The sequence below is a fragment of the Bacteroidota bacterium genome (genome assembly GCA_039821555.1).
GTDB lineage: Bacteria > Bacteroidota > Rhodothermia > Rhodothermales > Rubricoccaceae > JBCBEX01.
Genome location: JBCBNX010000007.1, coordinates 159,958 through 183,620, shown reverse-complemented (window position 1 = coordinate 183,620; position 23,663 = coordinate 159,958). Strand labels below are relative to the sequence as shown.

The following is a 23,663-nucleotide window of genomic DNA, read 5'->3' as shown; positions in this document are numbered from 1 at the left end:
ACGGCGATCCCCCCGAGGGAGCCTCCTCGGGTCGATTCGTAGCACACGGCTACGAATCCCCGCCTTCCTGCTAGCGCCTTCCCTCCGCCATGGCCGAGTATCGTTTCACCGGCATCGCCCCCAACGGCCAGCCCGTCCAAGGCACCGTGTTCGCGCCCAACGAGCGCACGGCCAAGAAGAAGGTGGACGAGCTGGCCACGAAGCACAAGTTCGCGGCCAAGCAGGTCGAGAAGCGCGCTACCTTCCACTTCAAGGTCAAGCACCCCTCGGGCAAGGTGGTGCAGGGCGAGCAGAAGGCCTTCCGCGCCGGGGAAGTCGAGCGCGCGCTCAAGCGCATGGGGATGGAGGTCGTCTACGTCAAGAAGAAGCTCTTCGACATCACGCGCAAGCCGCCGTCGAGCGACGTGATCATGTTCGTGCGCCTGGCTGCGAACCTGCTCAACGAGAAGATGCACTTCAACGAGGTGCTCAACCTCCTCATCGCTGACATCTCGTCGAACTCGCTCAAGCAGGTCATCCGCGATATCAACGGCGACCTCAAGGCCGGTATGGAGGCGCAACAGGCCTTCATGAAGCACCAGCATTCGCTCGGCAAGTTCACGGCCTACATGCTCGGCGTGGCCTCCAAGTCGGGCAACATGTCTGAGATCTACGAGGCCACGGCCCGCTTCCTGGAGCGCCGCGACGAGTTCAAGAAGTCCGTCAAGAGCGCGCTCATCATGCCCTCGGTGACAGTGCTCGCCACCATCGGCGTGTTCATCTGGTACATCTGGTACATCGTCCCGATGACCGCCGGCCTCTTCGCCAGCTTCGACAACATCGAGCTGCCGCCGCTCACCACGTGGTCGATTGCAGCGAGCGAGTGGCTCGACCGAAATATCGGCTACCTGCTCGTGGTGCTGGCCTTCCTTGTAGGCGGCATCGTGATGTACTTCCGGACGCCGAAGGGACAGTTCCAGGCGCACAAGCACATGATCCGGATTCCGGTCATCGGGAGCCTGCTGCACAAGCTCAACCTGGAGATCTTCTGCCGCGTGTTCGCCATCCTCTACTCGTCGGCGGGCGAGAACATCGAGGTCATCAAGGTGGCCGCCGAGGCCTCAGGCAACCGCTACGTCGAGCACCAGGTCAAGACCATCACCATCCCGATGCTCGTCGCGCAGGGCAACGACCTCGTGCAGTCGATGGAGGCCTCGGGCGTGTTCACGTCGATGACGCTCGCGCGCTTCCGCACCGGCGCCGAGACGGGCGCGGTGCGTAAGAGCGCCCAGCAGATGGCCGACTACTACGAGAAGGAGACGACGCTCAAGCTCAAGTCCGCCGTGGAGACCATCCAGACGGTCGTGTCGATGTTCATCGGCATCCTGGTGGCCTTCCTGACGGTGCTCTCCGCCGAGACCGCGCTCATCCGACCCAGCTCCACCGAACTGATGGGCGGCTAGCCGCTCGCGACGACCCGTCGCGGCCGCGCCTGAGCCGTGCGCCGCGGGGCCGACACTCCACCCCGCCCGCCTCCACCCTCCGCCACCGGAGCCGCGCGCTCCGCCACCCGACGGCCCTGCCGTCATCCGTTCCATGCAAAGCCGTTTCTTCCGCAGCTCCTCGCCCGGGTCGGGCGGCAAGCGCAAGCCGCGCTCGCCGTTCGCCTCCCCGCCGGACGAGCCCGCCAAGGGCGACGGCGCGAATTGGATGTCGGGCAGCGCGCTCGACGGGGGCGATCCCGCCCTCGAAGCCGAACTCGCCGCGACGCTCAGCAAGGAGCCAGCAGCGCCAAGCGCTCCGCCTCCTCCGGCGGCGTCGAACCCGGGCGGAGACGGCGCCGCGGTCCCCCGCAGAGGCGGCACCCTCGCCCCGGCTCAGGGCGGAAGCAGCCTCGCCAGCCACGACCGCGTGGTGCAGGCCCTCCTCAAAGACGGCAAGGTCACCGAGGAGCAGATCCAGACTGCGCACGACATCAAGCAGAACGAGCGCCTGCGCGACCCGCTCTGGCGTGTGCTCACGAAGGACCGGACCGTCGACCGCAACGCCGTTTTCGAGCAGGCTGCGCTCACCTACGCCTTTCGCGTTGCGCCCGTTCAGGAGCGCGAGCCCGACGTCGAGTTCGTCAAGACGGTGACGGAGTCCTTCCAGGAGGAATACCGCGACGAGCTCATCGAGATGGGCGTGGCGCCCTACGCCTACGCGCAGGACCACGCGTCTGGGATCCTGAAGCTGGTCTTCATCACCGAAGACCCGATGCGGCAGGAGCTCCAGCGGCTCATGCACAAGCTGGAGCTCGAGCGCTTCGAGCTGTGCTTCGCGCCCGGCGACGTGGTGGACGGGATCCTGAACACCGCCTACCCGAAGCAGAACGAGTACCTCAAGCGCGTCCAGGAGTCCGACGACGACGCCTTCGACCTCGGCATGTCGTTCGAGGACGGCGAAGAGTCGCTCATCGACGAGGACGCGCTCGAAGCCGAGATTTCGCGCTCGGCACTCATCAACCTTACCGAGGCGATCCTCATTGAGGGCGTCCGCAAGAACGTTTCGGACATCCACATCTGGATCAACCACGCGCGCCAGACCGAAGTCCACTTCCGCGTCGACGGGCGGCTGACGCACTGGCATACGCAGAAGAAGGGCCACCCCGAGGCGCTGCTCTCGGTCATCAAGGACACCGCGGGCGGCGTGGACCGCTTCGAGCGCGAGAAGGCGCAGGACGGCTTCATCCAGCGCCCCGTCGACGGTACCACGATCCGCTACCGCGTCTCCATCCTGCCGATCGCCACGGCCAACTCCGAGATCCGCGCCGAGTCCATCGTCATCCGAATCCTCGACGACCGCAAGGTGATCACGGACCTCTCCAAGCTCGGCCTCCTGCCGTTCGCGATGGAGCAGTTCAACAAGGCGATCCGCCAGCCGCACGGCATGGTGATCCTGACCGGCCCGACGGGCTCGGGTAAGTCGACGACGCTCGTGGCGGCGCTCTCCAACACGGTCACGCCCGAGGTGAACGTGCTCACGGTTGAGGACCCGGTCGAGTACATCATCCCCGGCGTGCGACAGATCAAGCTGGGCCACAAGCTCTCGCTCGAAGGCGCGCTGCGCGCCATTCTGCGTCACGACCCCGACATCGTGATGGTGGGTGAGATGCGTGACAAGGCGACCGCTGAGCTCGGCATCAAGCTCGCCAACACGGGCCACCTCACCTTCTCCACGCTCCACACCAACGACGCGCCCTCTGCAGTATCGCGTCTCTATAAGATGGGGCTGGAGCCCTTCCTCATCGCCTACGCGATCAACCTGATCGTGGCGCAGCGCCTCATCCGTAAGGTCTGCGACGGGTGTAAGAAAGCGACGCCTCGAGACGAACTCGACGAGATCCTCGCTACCCAGGTCGGGTTTACTGAGGAGGAGATTGAAACCGTCACGTTCTACGAGCCTGGCAACGACCCGACGTGCCCCATGTGTAAGGGCCGCGGCTACAAAGGCCGCCGCGCCATCGCTGAGGCCCTCTACTTCTCGCCGGCCATCCGCGAGGCCATTGTGGATGCAGGGGAGGTGATTGACGAAGACGAGATCAAGCGGATCGCCGTCGGCGAGGGCATGCTGACGCTCCAGGCGTCGGCACGCGAGGTGGCGAAGATCGGCGAGACGACTCTCGACGAGGTGCTCCGCGTGACGGCTTCGGAGCATTAGGGTCGGGCGTCGGGAACGGAGGCCTTACGAAATCGGAGCGGATCGAAAGACACCGCTCCGTTTCCATTTGTAGCACGCCCGTTTCATTGGGAAGGACACCGAGGGGAGCGCTGCCCAGGAGGAGCCACCAGGGCCCTCCTCGAACGGAATGAATAGCCACGCTGCATGGCTGAATCGTAGCAAACGGGTCCAGAGTCCGTCGAAATTCTACGCTATTCCCCGATTCTGAAGGACACCCCGTGACGGGCTGCGCTTTGGCGCGCCTTTTGTCGGAGAAGGAAACACCAAGACTCACCGCGCCCGTCTGCCCTGGACGGCTCGGTCCTTCCGCCATCGCCTCCCGACGCGCCCGTGTCGATCAGCAACGCCCCGCAAGGTTTTCATCCCGACGTTCAAGGGACGACCTACGTCCCGCCGTCGAAGCCGAACGCGCCTGCGGAAGCTCAGCGCCTCCGGCTCCCGAAGCAGATTCGTCTGCTCGCCCGCTCCGCACCCCGCACGCTCGTGGGCGTGGACCGGCTGCGCTTCTATGCCGAGCACGTGGGGCGCTTCGATCCGAAGATGACCGAGCACCTCCGCCGCTACATGGAGCAGTTCATCGGCAAGATGATCGAGCTCGACGCGTCGGACTTGGACTTGGGTGGGCCTGCCACGGCTGGCCGCGTGTGGTACCGCGTCAGCGGCGACAAAAAGCCCGACGCGCCGCTCGGGACCGGCTCCACGGACGAGACCGACATCCTCATCCTGAGCATGCTCAACGACCGCCAGCGCGAGGACCTGCTGAAGGAGCGCTCGGCGGACTTCTCCTACTCCATGGACGCCGGCGGCGAGACGCGCCGCTTCCGAGCGACGACCTACTTCGACCTGTTCCACCTCGGCCTCTGCATGCGCGCGATCAACAACGAGTTGCGCTCGCTCAAAGGGCAGGGCTTCCACCCCGCGATCATCCGTGGGATGATGTTCTCGAAGGTCCGCGACGGCCTCACGCTGGTGACCGGCGTGACCGGCTCCGGTAAGTCGTCCACCCTCGACGCGGTCATCGACGCCAACAACCAGGACTTCGACGGGCACATCGTCATCATCGGCAAGCCGGTCGAGTTCATGCACACGCCGAAGCGGTGCATCGTTCGCCACCGCGATGTCGGCTCCGACGTGCACTCGTTCAAGCACGGCGTCATCCAGGCGCTGCGCCAGGATCCCGACATCATCGTGATCGGGGAGATGCGCGACCCGGAGACCATCTCCTCGGGGATCGAGGCGGCCGACACCGGCCACAAGGTCTTCTCGACGCTGCACACGGCCTCGGCCATCGAGTCCATCGACCGCATCGTGGCGGAGTTTCCGCCCAACGAGCAGAACCGCATCCGCATCCGTCTGGCCGACACGCTCCGCTGCGTGATCTCGCAGAAGCTGGCACCCCGTCTCGGCGGCGGGCGCGTGCTCGTGAAGGAGGTGCTCTGGATGACGCCCTCCACCAAGGCCGCGATCTACAACGACAACGCCGGCGAGATCTACCAGATGATGTGGGAGGGTGGTCACCTCGGCATGACCACTCTGGAGCAGGACCTGCTCCGGCTGCTCCGCGAGAAAAAGATCTCGCGCGAGACGGCGCTCAACTTCGCCAACAACAAGCGGCGCCTCAAACAAATCATTTAGCGCGGCCCTGCCAGCGCTTGACCGCCTCCCGACGCTCGACTGACCCCCGACGCTCGACCGACCTACAGCCTAGTCGTCCTCATGAAGAACTGGTTCTCCAAGAAGAAGTCGCCCGCCGACGCCCCTCAAGAGGCGCCGGCACCGGCATCGGGCACTGATGTGGCCGCACGCAAAGACGGAGGCGAGGCTGGCCCGAAGGGGCCACGCGGTGCACGAAAAGCGCCGAAACGCGCCCGGTCGCGCGGCGGCCTGGCACCCGTTCTCGGCCTCTACGTCACGCAGCAGACGATCTACGGGCTACTGCTGCGCCGCGACGGCGACGCGTTCGAGGTGGTCCGCCGTGTCACGCGCAAGCGCGCGGCCGACCACGGCGAGTCCATGAATAGCCCCGAGGAACTGCTCGCCGAGGCCGCCAACGACGACATCGCGATCCAGTTTGGCGACGCTGGCATCTCGGGCGTGGACATGTTCGTCGGCGGCGAGTTCGGCGGGCTCTCAGGCCTCTCCGAGACCACGCTCGACGAGGACGAGTCGGGCGCGTCTGCGGTGATGGTGCAGCCCATCGTGTTGGAGCTGAAGGACCTCATCGAGGAGTGCCGCAGTGGCGGGACCGACAGCCCGCGCCTGGCCTTCTGCCTCGACAACTCGGACGTGGCCTACGCAGAGCTGCGCGTCGAGGCGAACAGCAAGGGCAAAGGCCTCTTCAACTTCGGGAAGGAGAGCAAAGACGCCGACAAGGACACCGATAAGGAAGACGAGAAGGCGGCAAAGCGCGCCGACTCGGTGAAGCGGGAGACGCTGCTGGAGCTGCTCCCGGACCAAGTCAAGGCCTACCGGACCGACTCCGAGCGCATCGCCTTCCTGCCCATGACCCCGCGCGACGGGGCCTCGCGCTTCCTCGCCGTCGTGCCCGCGCCGACCGATCCGGTGACGCCGTCGGTGGAGTTGCTGCGCGAGCAGGATGGCATGCGGGGCGTCCGCATGACCCTTCTGAGCGCCGAGATTCCCGCGCTGATGGGGCTCACGCGTCAGGTCTTCCCGATGGGCACGCAGGGCAACACGGCCATCGTGCGCGTCGGCGCCGAGGACACGCTCGTGATGCTGCTCGTGAACGACGTGCTCCATCACGCCGAGCACATGCGCAGCGTGACCACCTTCGACGGGCCAGACACGATCTGCTCGCGCGTGCTGCTTCAGCAGGACGTGCAGGGCGTGGGCAACGTGGACCAGGTGATCGTACTCGCCGAGGAGCGCGAGGAAGAACTCGTCAACGGCTTCGGGGCCTTCTACCCCGACGCGCACGTCACGACGCTGCGCCAGGGCCTCGTGGAAGGCGGGTGGCTCGGGGCCAAGGCCGCCGCGCAGCGCCCCCTGGCTACGATGCTCCTCCCGGCGGCCAGCGTCGCCCTCGACGCGTTCCACAAAGGGTCCGACAGCGGCTTCCCGGGCGTCAACCTCTTCCCGAAGGCGCTCCTGCGCCAGAAGATGAAGTTCGAGTGGCTCTCGAATTTCGGCTTCGCCTGGCACACCGTCTTGGCCGCCGCGGTCGTGTTCATGGCGGTCCTCTTCTTCACGAGCGTCTACTTCAAGAACGAGGCAACGAAGGGCGACCTCCAGCGGCAGATCGCAGCCTTCCCGGCCTCGAACCTCTCGCCGGAGCAGATCCAGTTCCGCATCGACAGCCTCAACGCCGAGGTGGCGCGCATCAACATGACGCTCAACGCCATCGACTCGCTGCTGGTGGGGAGCGACCGCTGGAGCCGCGGCCTGGCGAAGACCGCGCGCGCGGCGTCCACGGCGCGGCGTAGCTGGCTCCAGAGCTGGAGCGAGGAGGGCGGATCGCTCGTGATGAGCGGTCGGGCGACGTCCCGCCAGGGCGTCGTGGAGTTCGCCGACCAGATGGGCGGGTCCATCGAGGCCGTGCGCTTCAGCGAGATCCGCGAGACGCCAGCCTACGACTTCGAGATCCGCGCCTCGCTGACCTACGAGATGCCGGAGGTGGCCTTATACCTCCGCGAGAACGCCCCAGGCCTCGAGGTGCCCGAACCCGAGCCGGTGCCTGAGCCCCTGGCCGGGTTCGACGAGGCGCCCATCGCGGAACAGGCTCCGCCGGAGGAGCAGGCCCCGGCCGAGGCCGCGCCGAGCCAGCCGCCGCCGGCCGCCGCGCCGCCGCCCGCAGAGTCGCTCTTCGTCGAAGAGACGCCGCCCGAGGGCTTCGTAGTCCCCGAACTGGCCCTCGAAGACGGCCTCTAGGCCCTCCGACCCCGCACCCCGCCTCTCCGCTCCCAGCCTTCGACTTCCCTACCCATGTCGAGTGACCTCGTAAATACTCTCATCCTGTGCGTGCTCCTCGCCGCTGCCAGCGGCTACGGCTACTACCGCACGCAGAAGGTGCAACCCGTCGAGATCGAGCAGCTGGAAAACGAGGAGCGCCTCCTCCGCCAGCAAGCCGCCGACGTCGAGCAGCTGCTCGCTGAAGAAGCCGCCTCGGCCAGCCAGGCCGACGACGCGCTGCGCCGCTGGAACTCGCGCTACAAAGTCCTCCCGGACAACCTCACCTCGCCGCAGGTGGTGCAGTACCTCAACCGCCTCTCGCGTGAAGGCTTCTTCAGCTTCGACCTCGCCCTCGTCGGCGTGGACCGCCAGGCCACGCACAGCCGCTACACCTACCGCGTCACGGGCCAGGCTCTCTTCGACGCCCTCTACGAGATGATCTGGAACCTCGAGAACGGGCGTGGCCTCTACCGCGTCGGCGAACTCAAGGTGAGCGGCGCGAAGACGTCGGTCGACAACGACGTGACCGAGATCCCCCGCGAAGTCTATGTGGCCGACTTCAACATGGTCGTGGACGTGTTCTTCGGCGGGAGCCAGGACATGAGCGCGCCCGATAGCCTCTTCACCATCCCGGCGGAGGTGCTGCCCGACCGCTATACGGCGACCAACCCGTTCTACCCGCTCCTGCTCGACGCGCTGCCGCCCAACACGGACGACCTCATCGATGTCGAGGCCGACCCGCTGGTGTCGGTCGTGGGCGAGATCGCCGTCTTCCAGCGGGGCGAGCAACTGCGCTCGCTGCGCGAGGGCGACCGCGTCTACCTGGGCCGCCTGACGAGCGTGAACGCCGAGCGCGCCCGCGTCGTGGCGGACCTCAACAAGGGCGGCCTCCGCGAACGCGTGGAGCTCGACCTGCTCTCGGGCGAGAGCTACAAGCAGGCCATCGGCCGCACGCAGATCGAGACGCTAGGCATGCTGTCGCCCCGGAGCCCGATGCCGCTCCCGGCCCCCGGTACGCCGGAGGCGCGCGCCCTCGGCCTCTACGATGCCACCGAGTTCCCCGATATCTACCCGGCTACGCCTGGAGCCACGCCGGGCGCTGAGCCTGCCGCCGCGCCAGGCGTGCCCGATGCAGGCATGCCGACCGTCCCGCCGTCGCCCTCCGCGATGACCGGCAGCTAAGCGCTGCCCAGCCGCGAGGCGCTGCCTCCGCCCTTCGACTGCCCCCTGACTGCCTTGCTTTCCCAACCTCCCACAGCCATGCACCGCGTCCGAATCCCCCTCCTCCTGGCCGCCGCCGCGCTCCTGCTCGCCGGGGGCGACGTGGCCGCCCAGACCCCCGCCAGCGGGGAGCCGCTCAACAGCGTGCAGCGTCCCGTCGGGCCGCCCCAGTTGCGTCAGGCCTATGTCCCGCCCAACCAGGTCGTCTCGTTCCTGCCGACCACGACCATGGACCAGTTCCTGGCCTACATCAACCCCATCTTCGCGCGGGTGACGGGCAAGCAGGTGGTCGATCCAGACGGGCGCGTGACTCCCATTGGCGTGCCGGTCTCGGGCATGTTCTTCGTGGACGCCTTCGAAGCCGTGCTGGAGGCGAACAGCCTCGCCTATCGCGAGACGGAGCGCTTCTTCGTCGTCGAGGCGATCGAGGTCGAGGAAGGCCTCGATGCCACGGGCGCACTCTCGGCGGCGGCTGGAGCCGAACTGCCCGCCACAGCGCGCACGCGCGAGATCCGCATCGACGCGGTCATCTTCGAGCTGAACGCCAACAAGGCGCGTCAGCAGGGCACCAACTGGAACGTGCTCTTCGGCCAGCAGGGCGGTGGTCAGCAGGGCGGCGGCCTCGGCAACCAGGCTGGCGGCCAGCAGGGCGGCAACCTCGGCAACAACGCGGTGCCGCAGTTCTCGGTCAACACCTCGTTCTTCGAGGCCCTCGATGCCATCATCAAGGGGCCCGACCGCATGGAGCTAGGCACCCTGACGCGCCTCTTCCGCGTCTTTGAGGAGCGCGGCCTCGGCGAGACCGTTGCCACGCCGAGCGTGACCGTGATGAGCGAGCAGACCGGCTCCATCCAGTCGGGCGTCAACATCCCGATCAACGTCCAGGACTTCCAGGGCAACACCGTCACGCAGTTCGTCAACACCGGCATCATTGTGAACGTCACCCCGACGCTCATCTCCGACGGCTCCGACGTGGGCGCCGACGGCGAGCCGGTCGAGTTCGTCCACATGGACATCACCGTCGAGAAGTCGACGGGCCGGCCGCAGGGCGACCAGATCGCGATCGCCACGAACAACGTTGCCACGCAGCGTACGCTCATCGGCGGCGAGATGACGCTCATCGGCGGCCTCTACTCGACCGAGGAGTCGATTTCCCGCCGTGGGATCCCGATCCTGATGGACATCCCGCTCATCAAGCATGTCTTCTCGTTCGAGAACAAGTCCTACATCCAGAGCGAGCTGCTCGTCGTCCTCCAGGCTACGGTAGAGGAGCCGCTCCGCGCTCGCGCCGAGACGGCCGCCGAGACCCGCGACATCTACAACCGAGAGCGCGAGGTCGTCCGCGACCGCCTCAACCGCTTCCGCCCCGGCGAAGGCGACGCGTTCGAGATGATCGAGCGGGAAGACGGCAAGCGTCAGGACGCCAACGAGGAGTAGTTCCACGCAGGCATACCCTCTCAGCCCCGTCGGAGGCGCGCAAGGCGAAGGCCCACGCCACGCGCGCCCCGGCGGGGCTGCTGTGTGTCTAGCCCTTCAGAGCAGGACCTAGGGCGCGCGGAATCGGAGGAGCGTGCCGCGGGGCAGCGCCTCCCCGAACGCAGGCAACACGGAGCGGAGGCGTGACTCGGCCTCTGGCGTACGTGCGAAGAACGTGACGGTGTTGTGGGGGACTACACTCGCCGCGTGGCTCAGCTGCAGATCCGCGACGGGCACCCACGACGCGGGCAGCGCCGCGAAGCTCGGCGCGTAGAGCATCGCCGCCTCGACGCCGTGCTGCATAGCAAGGGCGTCCATCCAACTAGGGTCAGGGTTATTCGCCTCTGCAAGCGCGGTCGGCGAGGCGAGGCCCCAGAGGTCGAGCACGACGCGGTCGTTTTCGAAGGCGACGCGGCCGATGTCGTTCACCGCGATCGGCGCCTGCCAGTGGTCAGCCACAAAGCGGTGCATCTGGACGTGCTGCTCGTGGATGTCCCGGCTGGCGTCCGGGACGAAAGCGACGAGGCTTCCATGCCGAACCGTGAGCGCTGCCGCAGCGAGGACAAAGGCGAATGCGTACGCCCGCCGCCGTCGCGGTTGCGAGGCGGGTGGACGGAGCACCAGCAGCGCCACGAAGAGGCCTGCCACGACGTAGATCTCGTAGCGCGCAAACCACCCGAGGCGACCGGCCCCGAGGTGGAGGGCTGCCGTGGCGAGCGCGACGCCACCGAGCCCGAGCATACGGCGGGGGACGCCACGCCGCGCCGCCAGAACGAAGGCCCCGCCGACCGTCGCCGTGAGCAAAACGAGGAACCACCCGGTCGGGAGTGCTAGGTTCGCTAGGAGAGCTGGGGTGCCGTCGGCGGAGGTCTTGGCAAGCACGGACGTGGGCAAGAGCGGCAAGCCCAGCATCGCCAGAAATCCGGAGAAGGCAGCGAGCCCGACCACTGCGACGCCGAGCGCGCCCAACGCCGCGCGCCAATGCCCGAGTGCGACGAGGTAGGCACACGCGGGGACGGTGAGCGCGAGGTTCTCGTAGCGCACGAGCGGCCCGATGGCGAGCGCCATGAGAAGCGGCCACGCGGGAGTTGCCCCGCGGGCGACGCGGACCAGCCCGAGCCAGGCTAGCAGGGTCAGTCCAATCTGGAGAACGTGCTCCATGCCGATGAGCGCCAGCGCAGGGAGGTTGAGCACGAGCACCGCACCCAGCGCCGCCAGCATGCCCAGCGCCGACCTGTTGGCATCCTCGAACACAGCGTCTCCGAGGCGGAGGGCCATCGTCAGCGCCCACACGCCTAGCACTGCGTTCAGGGCGAGCGCGATCCACCCGCCCGCGCCCGCGATCAGCCCGAGCGCTAGCAGTCCTGGCCACACCACGCTCGACGCGGGCGACGACGGCTCCGCGAGGTTGAGGCCATAGTGCCCCTGCGTCAAGTTCTCGGCGACGGCAAGGTGGATGTAGGGGTCGTCGAGGGGATAGACGAAGTCGCCGTCCGTGACCGTCAAAGCGGCCGCGTAGGCCCACGCGGTGAGCCCAAGGAAGAAGAAGGGGGCAGGTCCGGCGCGGAGCAAAGAACGGGTCCAGTCACGACGAGAGCGCTCCGTCATGAGGCCGGAGGTTGGCGACGTAGGGCCGCAGCGCTCGGGCGTGGAGCGTCCGGCAGGGGGATGGGGCGAATTACCGCAGCGTCAGGGGAGCGTCGGGGCGGTGGGAGCTCGGCAGGCGTGGCGGTGAAGGGGAGCGTGCTTCTCGGGACGTCAAGCTGGGTGCGGCTTGGACGCGGCGCGAAGGCAGAAGGTGGAGGTACCGGCGGCGCACCCGGTTGGGGAGGCGACGCAAGTCGAGATGAAGGAGGCGTGTCGACAGTCGGCAGTGAGGGGGCCGGTCGAGGCGGTGGCGGGCCCGACGGCGGAGGCGGATCGGACGGCGGAGGCGGATCGGACGGCGGTGGCGGATCGGACGGCGGAGGCGGATCGGACGGCGGTGGCGGACCGGACGGCGGTGGCGGATCGGACGGCGGTGCTGCGGCTGGGGGCGTTGAGCCCGGCGCAGACGGCGGTGTGCCGGAAGGAGGGAGATCGTCCATGGAGCCGTACTCCTCGACGAACATCTCCCAGACGGACAGGAACAAGGCGGCGATCACCGGCCCGATCACGACGCCAGACAGCCCGAACGCGGCCAGCCCGCCCAGCGTCGAGAGCAGGATCAGGTAGTCCGGCATCTCCGTGTCGCGGCCCACGAGAATGGGCCGAAGCACGTTGTCGGCCATCCCGATGATGAGCACGCCCACCCCGACGACGATGCCCGCAGCAACATACTGGCCGCCCGCTGCGAGCAGGATCGCGGCGGGAACCCACACCAGCGCCGGGCCGACCGCTGGCAGCAGCGAGGCGAGTGCCATCACCACGCCCCAGAGCACCGGCGCGGGCAGTCCGAGCGAAGCGAACAGGATGCCGCCAATCGTGCCTTGCACGACGCCCACCACCACGGTGCCCTTGATCGTCGCGCGCGACACGTCGGCGAACTTGCGGAAGAGCCGCCGCTCGCGGTCGTCGCCCAGCGGTAGCGCCCGGACGAGGCCTGCGGTGAGACGCTGGGCGTCCTTCAGGAAGAAGAACAGCAGGTAGAGCATCAGCCCGAAGAGCACCGCAAAGGTGACCGTGCCTTGCCCGAACTCGACGGCGCGGTTGGCTGCCGCCTGGCTCACCGTGAGCGCCGCGTCGGACAGCCCCGCCTTCACCCGCTCGAAATCGACCCCCGCTCGGTCGAGGTAGCCAGCTACCACCGGCAGCGCCTCCTCGAAGCGGCGGATCGGCTCCTGCAGGTCGAATTCGCCAGCCGCAAGCCGACGGTAGAGGCTGGCAGCCTCTTGCGCCATGGCCGCCCCGATGGCGAAGAGCGGGAGGATCACCGCACCTAGGATCACGAGCAGCGTCAGCACCGCCGCGATCCCAGCGCGGCCGCCGAAGGCGCGCGCGAGCCGCCATTGGAGCGGGTAGAACAGCACCGCCAGCACCGCCGCCCAAAAGACGGGCTGAAGGAAATCCAGGATCAGGCCCAGAAAGGCGAGCGTGACGAGCACGAGCAGCGTCAGAAACGCGCCGTGCCGGATCGATTGGGTCCGCATGGACATTGCGGGCAGTGGAGGGAAACGAGTAGGGAGCGGCCGTAGGAATGCACAACGGTGCCGCTTCCGAAGAAACGACACCGTTGCAGGAAAGGTCGGCCAATCGCCGGGGAATCGCGGGGCTGGCTCAGAACGTCACGTCGAACGAGCCGCTCGAAATCTGGATCTGATCTTGGTTGTTGTTCTGAACCGTGACAGTGAACGTCCCCTTGGCGCTGCCTGCCGTGAACTCGGTCAGGTTGACGGTCCCAGAGAGTCCTGCATAGGTGTTGTTGGGGTCCGTCGAAGCATTCTGGTTCCTGGAGTACGCCACGATAGCGCCGAACGGAGGCGAGTATTGACCGGTCGCTGCATTCGTGATCGAGATCGACAAGAACTCTTGGTTCGAATTTCCAGTCTGGCCGACGTTTTCTATGCCGGTAATGTTGAACACGCCCCCGTCCGTGATGACCTGAATGCAGACCGCGTCGAAGGTGCTGCCCCCAGCATTCGCGGTGAAAGTGCCTGAGGCTTGATTTGCGGTGGGGCAGCCCGCGGCGTCGTCGCCGCTGTCACCGTCGTCCGAGGAGTCGCAGCCAGCGAGGGGCAGGGCGACGAAGGCGAGCAGGAGTGCAAAGAGGGTGGAGAAGCGGAAGGGAAGCATGGGAGCGAAGGCTAGTCGAAGGGGGCACCCGGCGCGGCGGCTCGCCAAACCAGGTCGTGTCCCATGCTAGCCGTCGCTCGCCCCCGGGCACCATCCCCAGTTGCGGTGATTTCGACAGAGCGCGGATGGCGACCAGGGGACATCCCGAAGCGAAATCGCTTGCGCAAGCCCCAGAAGGCCGTTTGCTTCATCGCCAATCGCCAATCGCCAATCGCCAATCGCCAATCGCCCTACACGAACTCGTCCATCCGGTGCGCGCCGAGGTAGTCGACGATGTGCTTCACCTGCTGTGTTGCGTCGAGGTTGCAGACGAGAACGGCGTCGTCGGTGTCCACGACGGCGAGGTCGCGCACGCCCACGAGCACCACGAGGCGGTCGGCAGACCGGGCGTAGCAGCGGCTCGAATTGTGGGCGATCACGTCGCCGTCGGTGGCGTTGCCCGCGTCGTCTTTGGCCGAGCGCTCGTAGACCGCGCGCCAGTCGCCCACGTCGCTCCAGCCGAAGCTGCCGGGCACCACGTGCACGTCGTCGGCGCGCTCCATGATGCCATAGTCGATGGAAATTTTGGGGCTGCGCTCGTACGCGTCGCGGACCTGGTCTTCGGTGGTGTCAGCCGGGGTGCCGATCCCAGCGAAACAGGCGTGGACCTCTGGGAGGTGCTGCGCCATCGACGCGAGGATGGAGTCGGCGCGCCAGATGAACATGCCCGAGTTCCAAAGAAAGTCGCCCGAGTCGAGGAAGCGCTCGGCGGTGGGCAAGTCGGGCTTCTCGGCGAAGGTTTTCACGGGGAAGGCCTGCGGCCCGGCTGCGCCGTCGCCGCCCGCGGCCTGCGTGGTGTCGTACTGAATGTAGCCGTAGCCCGTCTCAGGGTGCGTCGGCTCGATGCCGATGGTGACGAGCGCGCCGGGCGTCTGGGCCTTCGCGACGGCGGCGTCGAGGACGGCGTGGAAGCGCGCGGGCTTGTCGATGAGGTGGTCGGCGGGGAGCACGACCATCGTCGCGTCGGGGTCGAGCGCGCGGATCGTCGCGGCGGCAAAGGCGATGCACGGGGCCGTGTTGCGCGCGATGGGCTCGGCGAGGATGTTCTCGGGCGGGACGGCCGGGAGGTGCTCGCGCGTCTGCTCGACGTACTTCGTGTTGGTGACCACGAACACGTGCTCGGCGGGGATCATCGGCTGGAGCCGCGCGAACGTGTTCTGGATCATCGACGAGGCGCCGAAGACATCGAGGAACTGCTTGGGTTGGGCCTGGCGGCTGCGTGGCCAGAAGCGGCTACCGACGCCGCCAGCCATGATCACGGCATAGAGGGACATGAGCGAGGAGGGTTGTGTGCGAGGGGGGTAGGGGCGGGAAACGGACACGCAGCAAAACGGCTAAACTGCATGACTGCCGCACCGCCGCCCTGAAGATAGCCGACCTCGTGGCCGACCATTTGCCAGACCTAGCTGCATCGCGCCCGGTCGTGCACGTCACGACGGTGCACCCGCTGCGTGACCCGCGCATTGCTGCAAAAGCGGTGCCGAGCCTACGTGCGGCCGGGTTTGATGCACGGCTCATGGCGCGGCACACGCACTCGGAAACGATCCGCATGCGCGTCGCGGGTGGCGTGGCCGATGTGCCGGTCGTAGCGCTGCCGCGTCCAGGCAGTGCAGGGGGCCGCCCTTCGGCGCTGGAGCGGGTGCTCGTGCAGCGCACCGTGTGGCAGAAGCTCGCAGCGCTGCGTCCCGCCCTGATCCACCTCCACGACCCCGAACTGCTCCCGCTCGGGTGGCGCGTGCAGCGTCGCCTCGGAGCGCGCGTCGTCTACGACCGCCACGAGGCCTACGACCGTCGGCCCGGTCCCGCTGGGCGTGCTCTGTCTCGCCTGGAGCGCTGGGCGTTCGGCTGGCTTGACCGCACGGTGATTGCCGAGGCGTCGTACGCCGCTGCGCTGCCGCTCGGTACGCCGCATACGCTCGTCCGCAACCACGCGCTGGCACCGGCCACGCTGCCCCTGCCGAAGACGTTGCCGACCGGCGAGACGCCGTTGCGTCTGGTGTACGCCGGGACGGTCTCCGAAGCACGTGGCCTCACGACGATGCTCACGGCGCTGCGGCTGGCGCGCGAGGCAGGGCACACTTGGCACCTCACGCTTGTCGGGCGCGCGCCGCTCGCAGCAGAGCGTACCCGCGCCGAGGCGTTTCTGCGCGCCCACGCGCTGCACGACCACGTCACGCTCGACGGCTGGACTGCGTTCGTGTCGCCTGAGGCGATGGCCCCGCACCTTGCCGCGGCCCACGTGGGGCTGTGCATGCTCACGCCGCGCCCGAACTACGTGGGCTCGATGCCGACGAAGCTCTACGACTACCTCCAGCATGCGTTGCCCTTCGTCTGCTCGGACGTTCCGCTGTGGCACGACTTCGCCACCGAAACCCGCGCGGGCCTCACGTGCCGTCCCGATGACCCCGCCGCGCTCGTCGATGCGATCGAACGACTCGTGGCGGACGCCTACGCTGGGTATACGAGCGGGGCCGCCGAAGCGGCCCCGCAGTATCGCTGGGACACGGAGGCCGCGAAGCTCGTCGCGCTCTACCGCGATCTGCTCGCAACTGGCTGAGGCGAGGTGCGGCCGAGTCTACCGCACGAGCAGCACCGTCTCGGTGGCGGCGAACGTCTCGCCGACGACGCGCACCACGTAGAGCCCGCTCGGCAGCGTTGCGGCGTCGAGCGTGAGCGTCTGCGACGCGTTGGCAGCGACGGGTCCGTCGTGGAGGACGCGCACGCGGCGGCCCAGCGGGTCGTACACCTCGGCGCGGACCTCTTGGGCATCACGCACGCGAAGGGCGAGCGTGGCCGACTCCGTGAACGGGTTTGGGTAGGCAGCGCTCAGCGAGAACGCCTCCGGCAGCGGCGCCTCGTCCTCCGCATCGACGCCGACGCCGTAGAAGAGCAGCGCCCACTGTTCTAGGCTGCCGGTGTCCTGACCCGCGCCGTCGCATGCGCGGAGCGTCCACGTGCCGCGGGGATCCTCGCCGTTGAACGATGCGAGCGTGCCGACGCCCGTTGTGCCCGGGCCACCTTGCTCAGGCCGACCCTCGAACTCGTAGAACGGCGCGCCGGGGTTGTGGTCGCCCGACGTGCCGAACAGGTCGGCGGTGCCGCTGTCGCTGAAGAGCGCGTCGAGGTTGGCGGCACCCGTGCCGAAGGTGCCCGCACCGGGGCGGTCGAGCAGGTTCACGATGGTGCCTGCGGGGCTTTCGAGCTGCACGCGGAGGTCACCGCGATAGGTGTGGGCGATCACCACGCCCACCTTGAGCTCGCCCCAGGAAAACGAACTGGCCACGTCGAGCGTGGTGCCGCCAAGCGAGGGGCAGCCGTCATCCGGGAGCGCATAGCTGCGGGTGCTCGTGAAGGTCTGGTCGGCGGCCTGGAACACCTCGATGCGGGTGACGACCTGGAGCGGTGCGTCGAGCAACGACTGCGAGACCGTGCCGAGGATGCGCAGCGTGCCGCTCGCGGCGTCGGTGAGCGCGACATCGAAGCTGAGCGTAGAAGCGCCACCCCCTGCGATGCCGAAGTCCCAGGTGACGGTGCCACCTGCCTCGCTGACGGTACCGACGGACGTGTCGGCGTTGCCCGCATAGACGAGCCCTGCCGGTAGCGTCGTCGCGAAGGTGGCGCCGTTGGCATCGCCGTCGGTGAAGTTGTTGACGGTCAGCGAGAGGCGCACCGTCTCACCGGCCGAGGCCTGCGTTGTGCTCGCTGTGAGGGCTGCAGCGACGCCCTGGCCGGCTTCGCGCCCGCCGAGCGTTTCGACGCCGCTACCCGCCGGGTCGAGGAAATCGTCGAGGCCGCCGGCCATCGAGCGGAACATGCGGCCGTACCAGTCAGGGTCGTCGTTGCCGCAGGCTGCAAAGCCGCCGTGGAGCTGGCCTACGATCTGCTGGTCGGCGTTGTAGATCGGCGAGCCCGAGGAGCCGCCTTCGGTGGTCCCGAGGTCCCAGTCGTCCACGCGGATGTAGGCGGCGTTGGGGTCGACGGTGTCGCTGAGGTAGGACGTGATGGTGGTGGGGTCGTCCTCAAACGAGATACGCTTTTCTTCCACGTTCGGGTGGTGGATGGCGACGACCGAGGCGGGCGCGATGTCGCGGCGGTCCCAGCCGGAGAGGTAGACGTTGTGGCTTGGATCGAACGGATCGTCCATTTCGAGGAGCGCCCAGTCAGAATTGGCGGCAGAGCCGAGGAGGCGCGTGCCGCTGTTGAACTGAGACAGCGGGCCGTCGCCGGGGCCGCCGCTTGCCGGCGAGCCGACGGGGCGGCACGTCGAGTTCTGGTAGTTCCAGTAGATCACAATGCTCGACGCGTTGCCGGTGCTGTTGCCGCAGTGGTTAGCGGTGAGGAAGAGCGGCCGGCCGTCCTCCAGCGCGTTGTTGATGGCTGCACCGGAGCAGATGTCGGTGCCGCCGCGGGTGTAGGCCCCGGACGAGCGGATAATGTTGCGGTAGTCGTCGCCCTCGGGGCATACCACGTCCACGTTGCACGAGCCGGAGGCGACGCGGCCGTTCTGGCGGTCATACTGCTGGCGCTGCTCGGCGGTCAGCCCGAACGGGCGATAGGCGTGGGCGATCTGCCCGATCTCCAGATCGAAGTTGGGCGCCTGCCCCGTCTTGGAGCGGGGGAGATTGACCTCGATCGTGAGGTCATCACCCGGCACGACGGGCGTCCACAGCTCGCCGTGCTGCTCGTTGTCGGCAGCGGTGAAGGCGCGGAAGAGGGGCGCCTCGCCGGTGGGGTAGAGCCAGAGCGTCGCGCCCTCGGGGAGTCGGAACTGCGAGAAGCCCACGTTGAGCGAGTAGGCGCCGGGCGACGTCACGCGGAGCCGCCACACCTGGCGGCCATCGGCGAGGGCTTCCCAGGTGCCTCGGGTGCGCGCGTCGAGCGCCATCGCCACGGGCTCGGCGAAGCGCTGCGCCGTCGGCGTACCGGCTGTGCGCTGCCGTTCGGACTGTGCCTCGTCACGCGCGAGCAACGCGTCGTTGTCGAACGAGGGGAGAGCGATGCGTTCGACTTCTGAGAAGGTCGCGGTCGGCGCGTGGAAGCTCGCTGGGCGGGCCTCCGATTGGGCACGAGCGGGCGCAGCGAAGCTGAGCGCGAGAAGAAGGACGTAGGCCAGAGAGGACAGTACCGTAGTGGGGCGCATGCGTGGGGGAGCGGTTGGGGCGGAAACGGGGCGATTGGGGACGGCAGGTCGCGTTGCCGCAACCGATGTGCCGAAACAGCGCCGCGGAGGCGCGCAGCAGCGAAGGGACTCGGGGAGCGGGTCAGCGAGTGCGGACCTGGCTACAGCACGAGCACGATCGCGAGGATAATAAAGAAGTAGGCGATTAGCCCGAGGTAGGCCCACCGCCAGGGCTTCTCGCGGGCGACGAGGCCCGCCCACGAGAGCGTCGTCGCGTCGAGCGTCGCGGCGTCCTTCGGGCGGTCGCCGAGGCTGCCCACGAGCGTACCGACGACGGCCACCACAAGGCCGATCAAGTTCCACCACATCCAGTGCACGCTCGGGACTTGAAGCCACAGAAACACGTTCACGCCCACGCCGGCGACGATGCCGAGCCACACGCCCCGCGTCGTCGCGCGTCGTGTGAGCAGCCCCACCGCGAAGGCCGCCAGGATCGGCCCGTAGAACGTCGATCCGATCCGGTTGATCGACTCGATGACGGTCGCGTCGATCCCACCGACCACGAACGCAAAGCCGACTACGATCGCGCCCCAGATCACCGTCGTGATGCGGCTCCAGGTGAAGCGGTTGGCCGAGGCCGGGAGGCGATCCTCCAGGAAGTCCTGCATCGTCGCCGCCGAGAGCGAGTTGAGCGCCGAGTCGAGGCTCGACATCGCCGCCGAGATGAGTGCGGCGAAGAGCACGGCGCGGAGGCCAGGCGGCAGATGCAGGAGCACGAACTGCGGGACGAGGTAGTCTAGGCGCTCCGCCGGGATGCTCTCGCGCAAGACCGGGTCGGCCTGGTAGGCAGCGAACGCCGCGACACCGAGCGCGATGTAGAGCATGGTCAGCGGGAAGCGCGCGACGCCGTTGAGGATGAGCGAGGTGCGCGTGGCCGATTCCGACGCCGTCGAGAGCGCGCGCTGCGCCTGGCTCTGGTCGGTGGCGTAGTACGACACGTAGAGGAAGAACCCACCGATGAGGAAGCCCCAGAACGGCACCGCCCCGCCGTCGCCGAGCCCTGTCGAGGGGTCGAACGCGGTGGCGCGCTCCGCCGGGAACGCCGCGAAGAGCGCCCCAACGCCGCCCGCGAGGTCGGCCGCATACCACACGCAGACGCCCACGCCCAGCACCAGCACGCCCATCTGGATCACGTCCGAGTAGACTACCGCCGTCATGCCGCCGAGGAAGTCGTAGACCACCGTCACCCCGCCGATCACGAGGATCGTCACCCAGAGCGGCAGCCCGAGGAAGACCGAAAGCACGATGCCCGTCGCATACGTCATCACGCCGACGGCCAGTCCGCGACTCAGCAGGAAGACCGCGCTCAGCAGCGTCCGCACCGACGGTCCGAAGCGTCGTTCCAAGTAGGCGTAGATCGAGATCAACTCCAGCTTGCGGAAGAACGACAGCAGCACCATCGCCGCGATCATGGCGAGCGGAACGGCGAGTTCGTACTGCAGCCACGTGAGCCCGCCGCCCTCGCGCAACGCCACGAACGCCGGGACGGAGATGAACGAGATCGCGCTCGTCTGCGTCGCCATCACCGAGAGGCCGACGGCCCACCACTTGAGCGAGCGCCCGCCCACGAAGTAGTCGTCCTCGCTGGCCTGCCCACGGCCGAGGTACATGCTCAGCGCGATCATGCCCGCGAGGTAGGCGACGATGATGGTCCAGTCGAGCGGTGTCATAGGGGGCGGGGGATAGCGAGGCAGGAGTAGAGGATAGGGCGCACAGGGGTATAGGTGCGTGGGAGAGCGTGGGTGAGAGATCACGGTCGGGAGGACAAAGCCGATGGTCGTGGCTCATGCTCCCACGTCTTCAGACTCGCGCACCCCCAAACGCTCACGCTCCGATACGCCTCCGTTCTCCCGATCTTAGCTCCACGACCGCGCCCTGCCGCGCGGCGTGCCTCCCCGTCTTCCCGCCCCATCTCTTCGCCATGCCTCTCTCCGCTGCGCTGCTGCGCAAAGACCCCACCCGCACCCTCGACGCGCTGTGGCCCGAGGCAACGGCCTCGCTGACAACGACCGACCAGAAGACGCTGCGCACGCGGGCCGACCGGCAGTTCGGGCGTCTCCACAGTCTGCTACATCGGCTTTACGGCGAGACGTACGAGCTCGACGGCGTGCTCAAGGAGGCGCTGCGCATCGTGGCCGAGGGGATGGCTGCGCGGCCCCAGGCGTTCAAAACGCTCGACAGCGAGCGCGAAGCCGACCCGCGCTGGTTCCGGCACGAGCGGATGGTGGGCGCGATGGCCTACGCCGACCGCTTCGCCGGCACCCTCGACGGCGTCCGGGAGCAGATCCCCTACCTCAAGGAACTCGGCATCACCTATCTCCACCTGATGCCCGTCTATGCCGTCCCCGAAGGCCCCAATGACGGCGGCTTCGCCGTGAGCGACTACCGCGCCGTTCGCCCCGATCTCGGCACCATCGACGACCTGCGCGCGCTCGCCGACGCGCTCCGCGAACACGGCATCAGCCTCGCGCTCGACTTCGTCTTCAACCACACCTCCGACGAGCATCTCTGGGCACGGAAGGCCCTCATGGGCGACACGCGCTTCCAGGACTACTACTGGATGTTTCCCGACCGTGCCGTGCCCGGCGCCTACGAGCAGCACCTCCGGGAGATCTTCCCCGAGCAGGCGCCCGGCTCCTTCACGTGGCGCTCAGACATCGAGAAGTGGGTCTGGACGACGTTCAACCAGTTTCAGTGGGACCTCAACTACCGCAACCCCGAGGTCTTCCTGGCGATGCTCGAAGAGCTGCTCTTCATCGCCAACCTGGGTGCGGAGGTGGTGCGCGTCGATGCCATCGCGTTTGCGTGGAAGGAGATGGGCACGGGCTGCGAGGGCCTCCCGCCGGTGCACTGGATCGTGCAGGCCTACAACGCGCTCCTTGCCATGGCCTCCCCAGCGGTGGCGTTTAAGTCCGAGGCCATCGTGCACCCCGCCGAGGTGAAGCAGTACGTCGGCGTCGACGAAGCGCCGTTATCGTACAACCCCACGCTGATGGCGCTCTTGTGGGAGGCGCTCGCCACCCGCAACACGGCGCTGCTGCGCCGGTCGATGGAAAACCACTTCGGCCTGCCCGACGGCACCGCGTGGGTCAACTATGTCCGCTGCCACGACGACATCGGCTGGACCTTCGCCGACGAGGACGCCGCCGAACTTGGCATCAATGGCTACGACCACCGGCGCTTCCTGAACGCTTTCTACACGGGCTACTTCGACGGCAGCTTTGCGCGTGGGCTGCCGTTCAACTACAACCCCGAAAATCAGGACATGCGTATCTCGGGCATGGGCGCATCGCTGGCAGGCGTCGAGCAGGCTCTCGTGGACGGGCAGGAGGTCTGGCTCGACCACGCCGTCCGTCGCCTGGAAGTGATCCACGCCGTGATCTACAGCGCGGGCGGCATGCCGCTGCTGTACCTGGGCGACGAACTTGGCACAACCAACGACTACAGCTATCGCACCAACCCCCTCACGGCGGGCGACAGCCGTTTCGCGCACCGCCCCGCCTTCGACGGGAAGCGCGCCGCCGAACGCGACACGCCCGGCACGATCCCGCATCGCCTCGTCGGGACGATCGCGCGTCTCGCCGAACTCCGCGCCGCCACGCCCGCGCTCGGCGACACGCCGACCGTGTTTCTCAACGCTGGCAACGACCACGTTTTCGCCTTCCGGCGCGGCACCCCGGAGACGGGCTGGCTCACGGTGGCGGTCAACCTCTCCGAGCACAACCTGCTCGTCCCGACGCGCTGGCTCTCGCACGACGGGACGGACCTCCTCTCGGGCGACCTGGTGCGGGCCGGACTGTCGCTGTCGCTCGCACCGTACCAGGTGCGCTGGATCTGCGGCGTGCACGCTGGCTGAGTGCGAAAGGGCGTCCGGCGTACTTTGGTTTCGCTTCCATTTCGCCCGCATACCCCGTCTTCGATGCCCGCGCCCGGCCCTCCGCTCCTCCACGGCGACCTCGTTGAGCGCGCTGCCCGGCGCTTCAAGGTGCTCGGCGATCCGGTGCGGCTGCGGCTGCTCAACGCGCTGCGGATTCACGGCGAGCTAAGCGTGCAAGCGCTCATGGACGAGACCGACCAGCGGCAGGCGAACGTGAGCAAGCACCTCGGTATCCTCGCGCGGGACGGGTTGGTCCGCCGCCGCCGGGAGGGCGTCAACGTGTACTACTCGCTCGGCGATGCCTCGCTGCCCGGCGTCTGTCTGCTCGTGGCTAAGGCTGTGGGAGAGTAGGGAGTAGGGGGATAGCCTTTTTGTTCCGCTGTGGCTTGACTCTGGGTGGCGTGGACGGCACATTTCACCGCCTCACCGCCTCACCGCCTCACCGCCTCACCGCCTCACCGCCTCACCGCCTCACCGCCTCACCGCCTCACC

15 protein-coding genes are annotated in these 23,663 nt (G+C 67.8%); 9 read left to right on the top strand and 6 right to left on the bottom strand.

What is annotated here, in order from left to right; translation table 11 throughout:
* The first annotated feature begins 89 nt into the window (after positions 1-89).
* From AAFU51_10765 to AAFU51_10740, 6 genes are all read left to right on the top strand, one after another.
* Entirely contained in the window at positions 90-1,442 is a 1,353-nt protein-coding gene (locus AAFU51_10765) for a type II secretion system F family protein (GenBank protein ID MEO1571741.1), read from the top strand.
* 133 nt (positions 1,443-1,575) lie between these two features.
* The gene (locus tag AAFU51_10760; protein ID MEO1571740.1) at positions 1,576-3,678 is read left to right on the top strand and encodes a GspE/PulE family protein; all 2,103 of its coding nucleotides are present in this window, start codon (positions 1,576-1,578) and stop codon (positions 3,676-3,678) included.
* A gap of 351 nt (positions 3,679-4,029) precedes the next feature.
* Positions 4,030-5,334, top strand: a complete 1,305-nt coding sequence (locus AAFU51_10755; GenBank protein ID MEO1571739.1) for a PilT/PilU family type 4a pilus ATPase — start codon at positions 4,030-4,032, stop codon at positions 5,332-5,334.
* A gap of 81 nt (positions 5,335-5,415) precedes the next feature.
* Positions 5,416-7,587, top strand: a complete 2,172-nt coding sequence (locus tag AAFU51_10750; protein ID MEO1571738.1) for a hypothetical protein — start codon at positions 5,416-5,418, stop codon at positions 7,585-7,587.
* 90 nt (positions 7,588-7,677) lie between these two features.
* Positions 7,678-8,790, top strand: a complete 1,113-nt coding sequence (locus tag AAFU51_10745; GenBank protein ID MEO1571737.1) for a hypothetical protein — start codon at positions 7,678-7,680, stop codon at positions 8,788-8,790.
* 78 nt (positions 8,791-8,868) lie between these two features.
* The gene (locus AAFU51_10740) at positions 8,869-10,266 is read left to right on the top strand and encodes a type II and III secretion system protein (GenBank protein ID MEO1571736.1); all 1,398 of its coding nucleotides are present in this window, start codon (positions 8,869-8,871) and stop codon (positions 10,264-10,266) included.
* 108 nt (positions 10,267-10,374) lie between these two features.
* On the opposite strand, the gene AAFU51_10735 is transcribed toward AAFU51_10740, so the two are convergent.
* The 4 genes from AAFU51_10735 to AAFU51_10720 all read right to left on the bottom strand — a co-directional run bounded on the left by AAFU51_10735 (position 10,375) and on the right by AAFU51_10720 (position 15,389).
* Positions 10,375-11,913, bottom strand: a complete 1,539-nt coding sequence (locus AAFU51_10735; protein MEO1571735.1) for a hypothetical protein — start codon at positions 11,911-11,913, stop codon at positions 10,375-10,377.
* Positions 11,910-13,433, bottom strand: a complete 1,524-nt coding sequence (locus AAFU51_10730) for an AI-2E family transporter (GenBank protein ID MEO1571734.1) — start codon at positions 13,431-13,433, stop codon at positions 11,910-11,912. The genes AAFU51_10735 and AAFU51_10730 overlap by 4 nt, the downstream gene beginning before the upstream one ends.
* Before the next feature lie 127 nt (positions 13,434-13,560).
* Positions 13,561-14,076 (bottom strand): hypothetical protein, encoded by a 516-nt coding sequence (locus AAFU51_10725; protein ID MEO1571733.1) that lies wholly within the window; start codon positions 14,074-14,076, stop codon positions 13,561-13,563.
* A gap of 230 nt (positions 14,077-14,306) precedes the next feature.
* On the bottom strand, positions 14,307-15,389 hold the full coding sequence (locus AAFU51_10720; protein MEO1571732.1) for a mannose-1-phosphate guanylyltransferase: 1,083 nt from the start codon (positions 15,387-15,389) through the stop codon (positions 14,307-14,309).
* 107 nt (positions 15,390-15,496) lie between these two features.
* On the opposite strand from AAFU51_10720, the gene AAFU51_10715 reads away from it, so the two are divergent.
* Entirely contained in the window at positions 15,497-16,672 is a 1,176-nt protein-coding gene (locus AAFU51_10715) for a glycosyltransferase (GenBank protein MEO1571731.1), read from the top strand.
* Positions 16,673-16,690: 18 nt separating this feature from the next.
* Here the strand turns inward: AAFU51_10715 and AAFU51_10710 are convergent, their stop codons facing one another.
* The gene (locus AAFU51_10710) at positions 16,691-19,255 is read right to left on the bottom strand and encodes a proprotein convertase P-domain-containing protein (protein ID MEO1571730.1); all 2,565 of its coding nucleotides are present in this window, start codon (positions 19,253-19,255) and stop codon (positions 16,691-16,693) included.
* A gap of 140 nt (positions 19,256-19,395) precedes the next feature.
* Positions 19,396-20,964 carry a sodium/solute symporter gene (locus tag AAFU51_10705; GenBank protein ID MEO1571729.1) on the bottom strand — a complete coding sequence of 523 codons (1,569 nt, stop codon included), beginning with the start codon at positions 20,962-20,964 and terminating at the stop codon, positions 19,396-19,398.
* 251 nt (positions 20,965-21,215) lie between these two features.
* On the opposite strand from AAFU51_10705, the gene AAFU51_10700 reads away from it, so the two are divergent.
* Together AAFU51_10700 and AAFU51_10695 are read left to right on the top strand one after the other, a co-directional pair.
* Positions 21,216-23,150 (top strand): amylosucrase, encoded by a 1,935-nt coding sequence (locus tag AAFU51_10700; protein ID MEO1571728.1) that lies wholly within the window; start codon positions 21,216-21,218, stop codon positions 23,148-23,150.
* Between the two features lie 63 nt (positions 23,151-23,213).
* Positions 23,214-23,522, top strand: coding sequence for a metalloregulator ArsR/SmtB family transcription factor (locus AAFU51_10695; GenBank protein ID MEO1571727.1), 309 nt, complete (start codon positions 23,214-23,216; stop codon positions 23,520-23,522).
* The last annotated feature ends 141 nt before the right edge of the window (positions 23,523-23,663 follow it).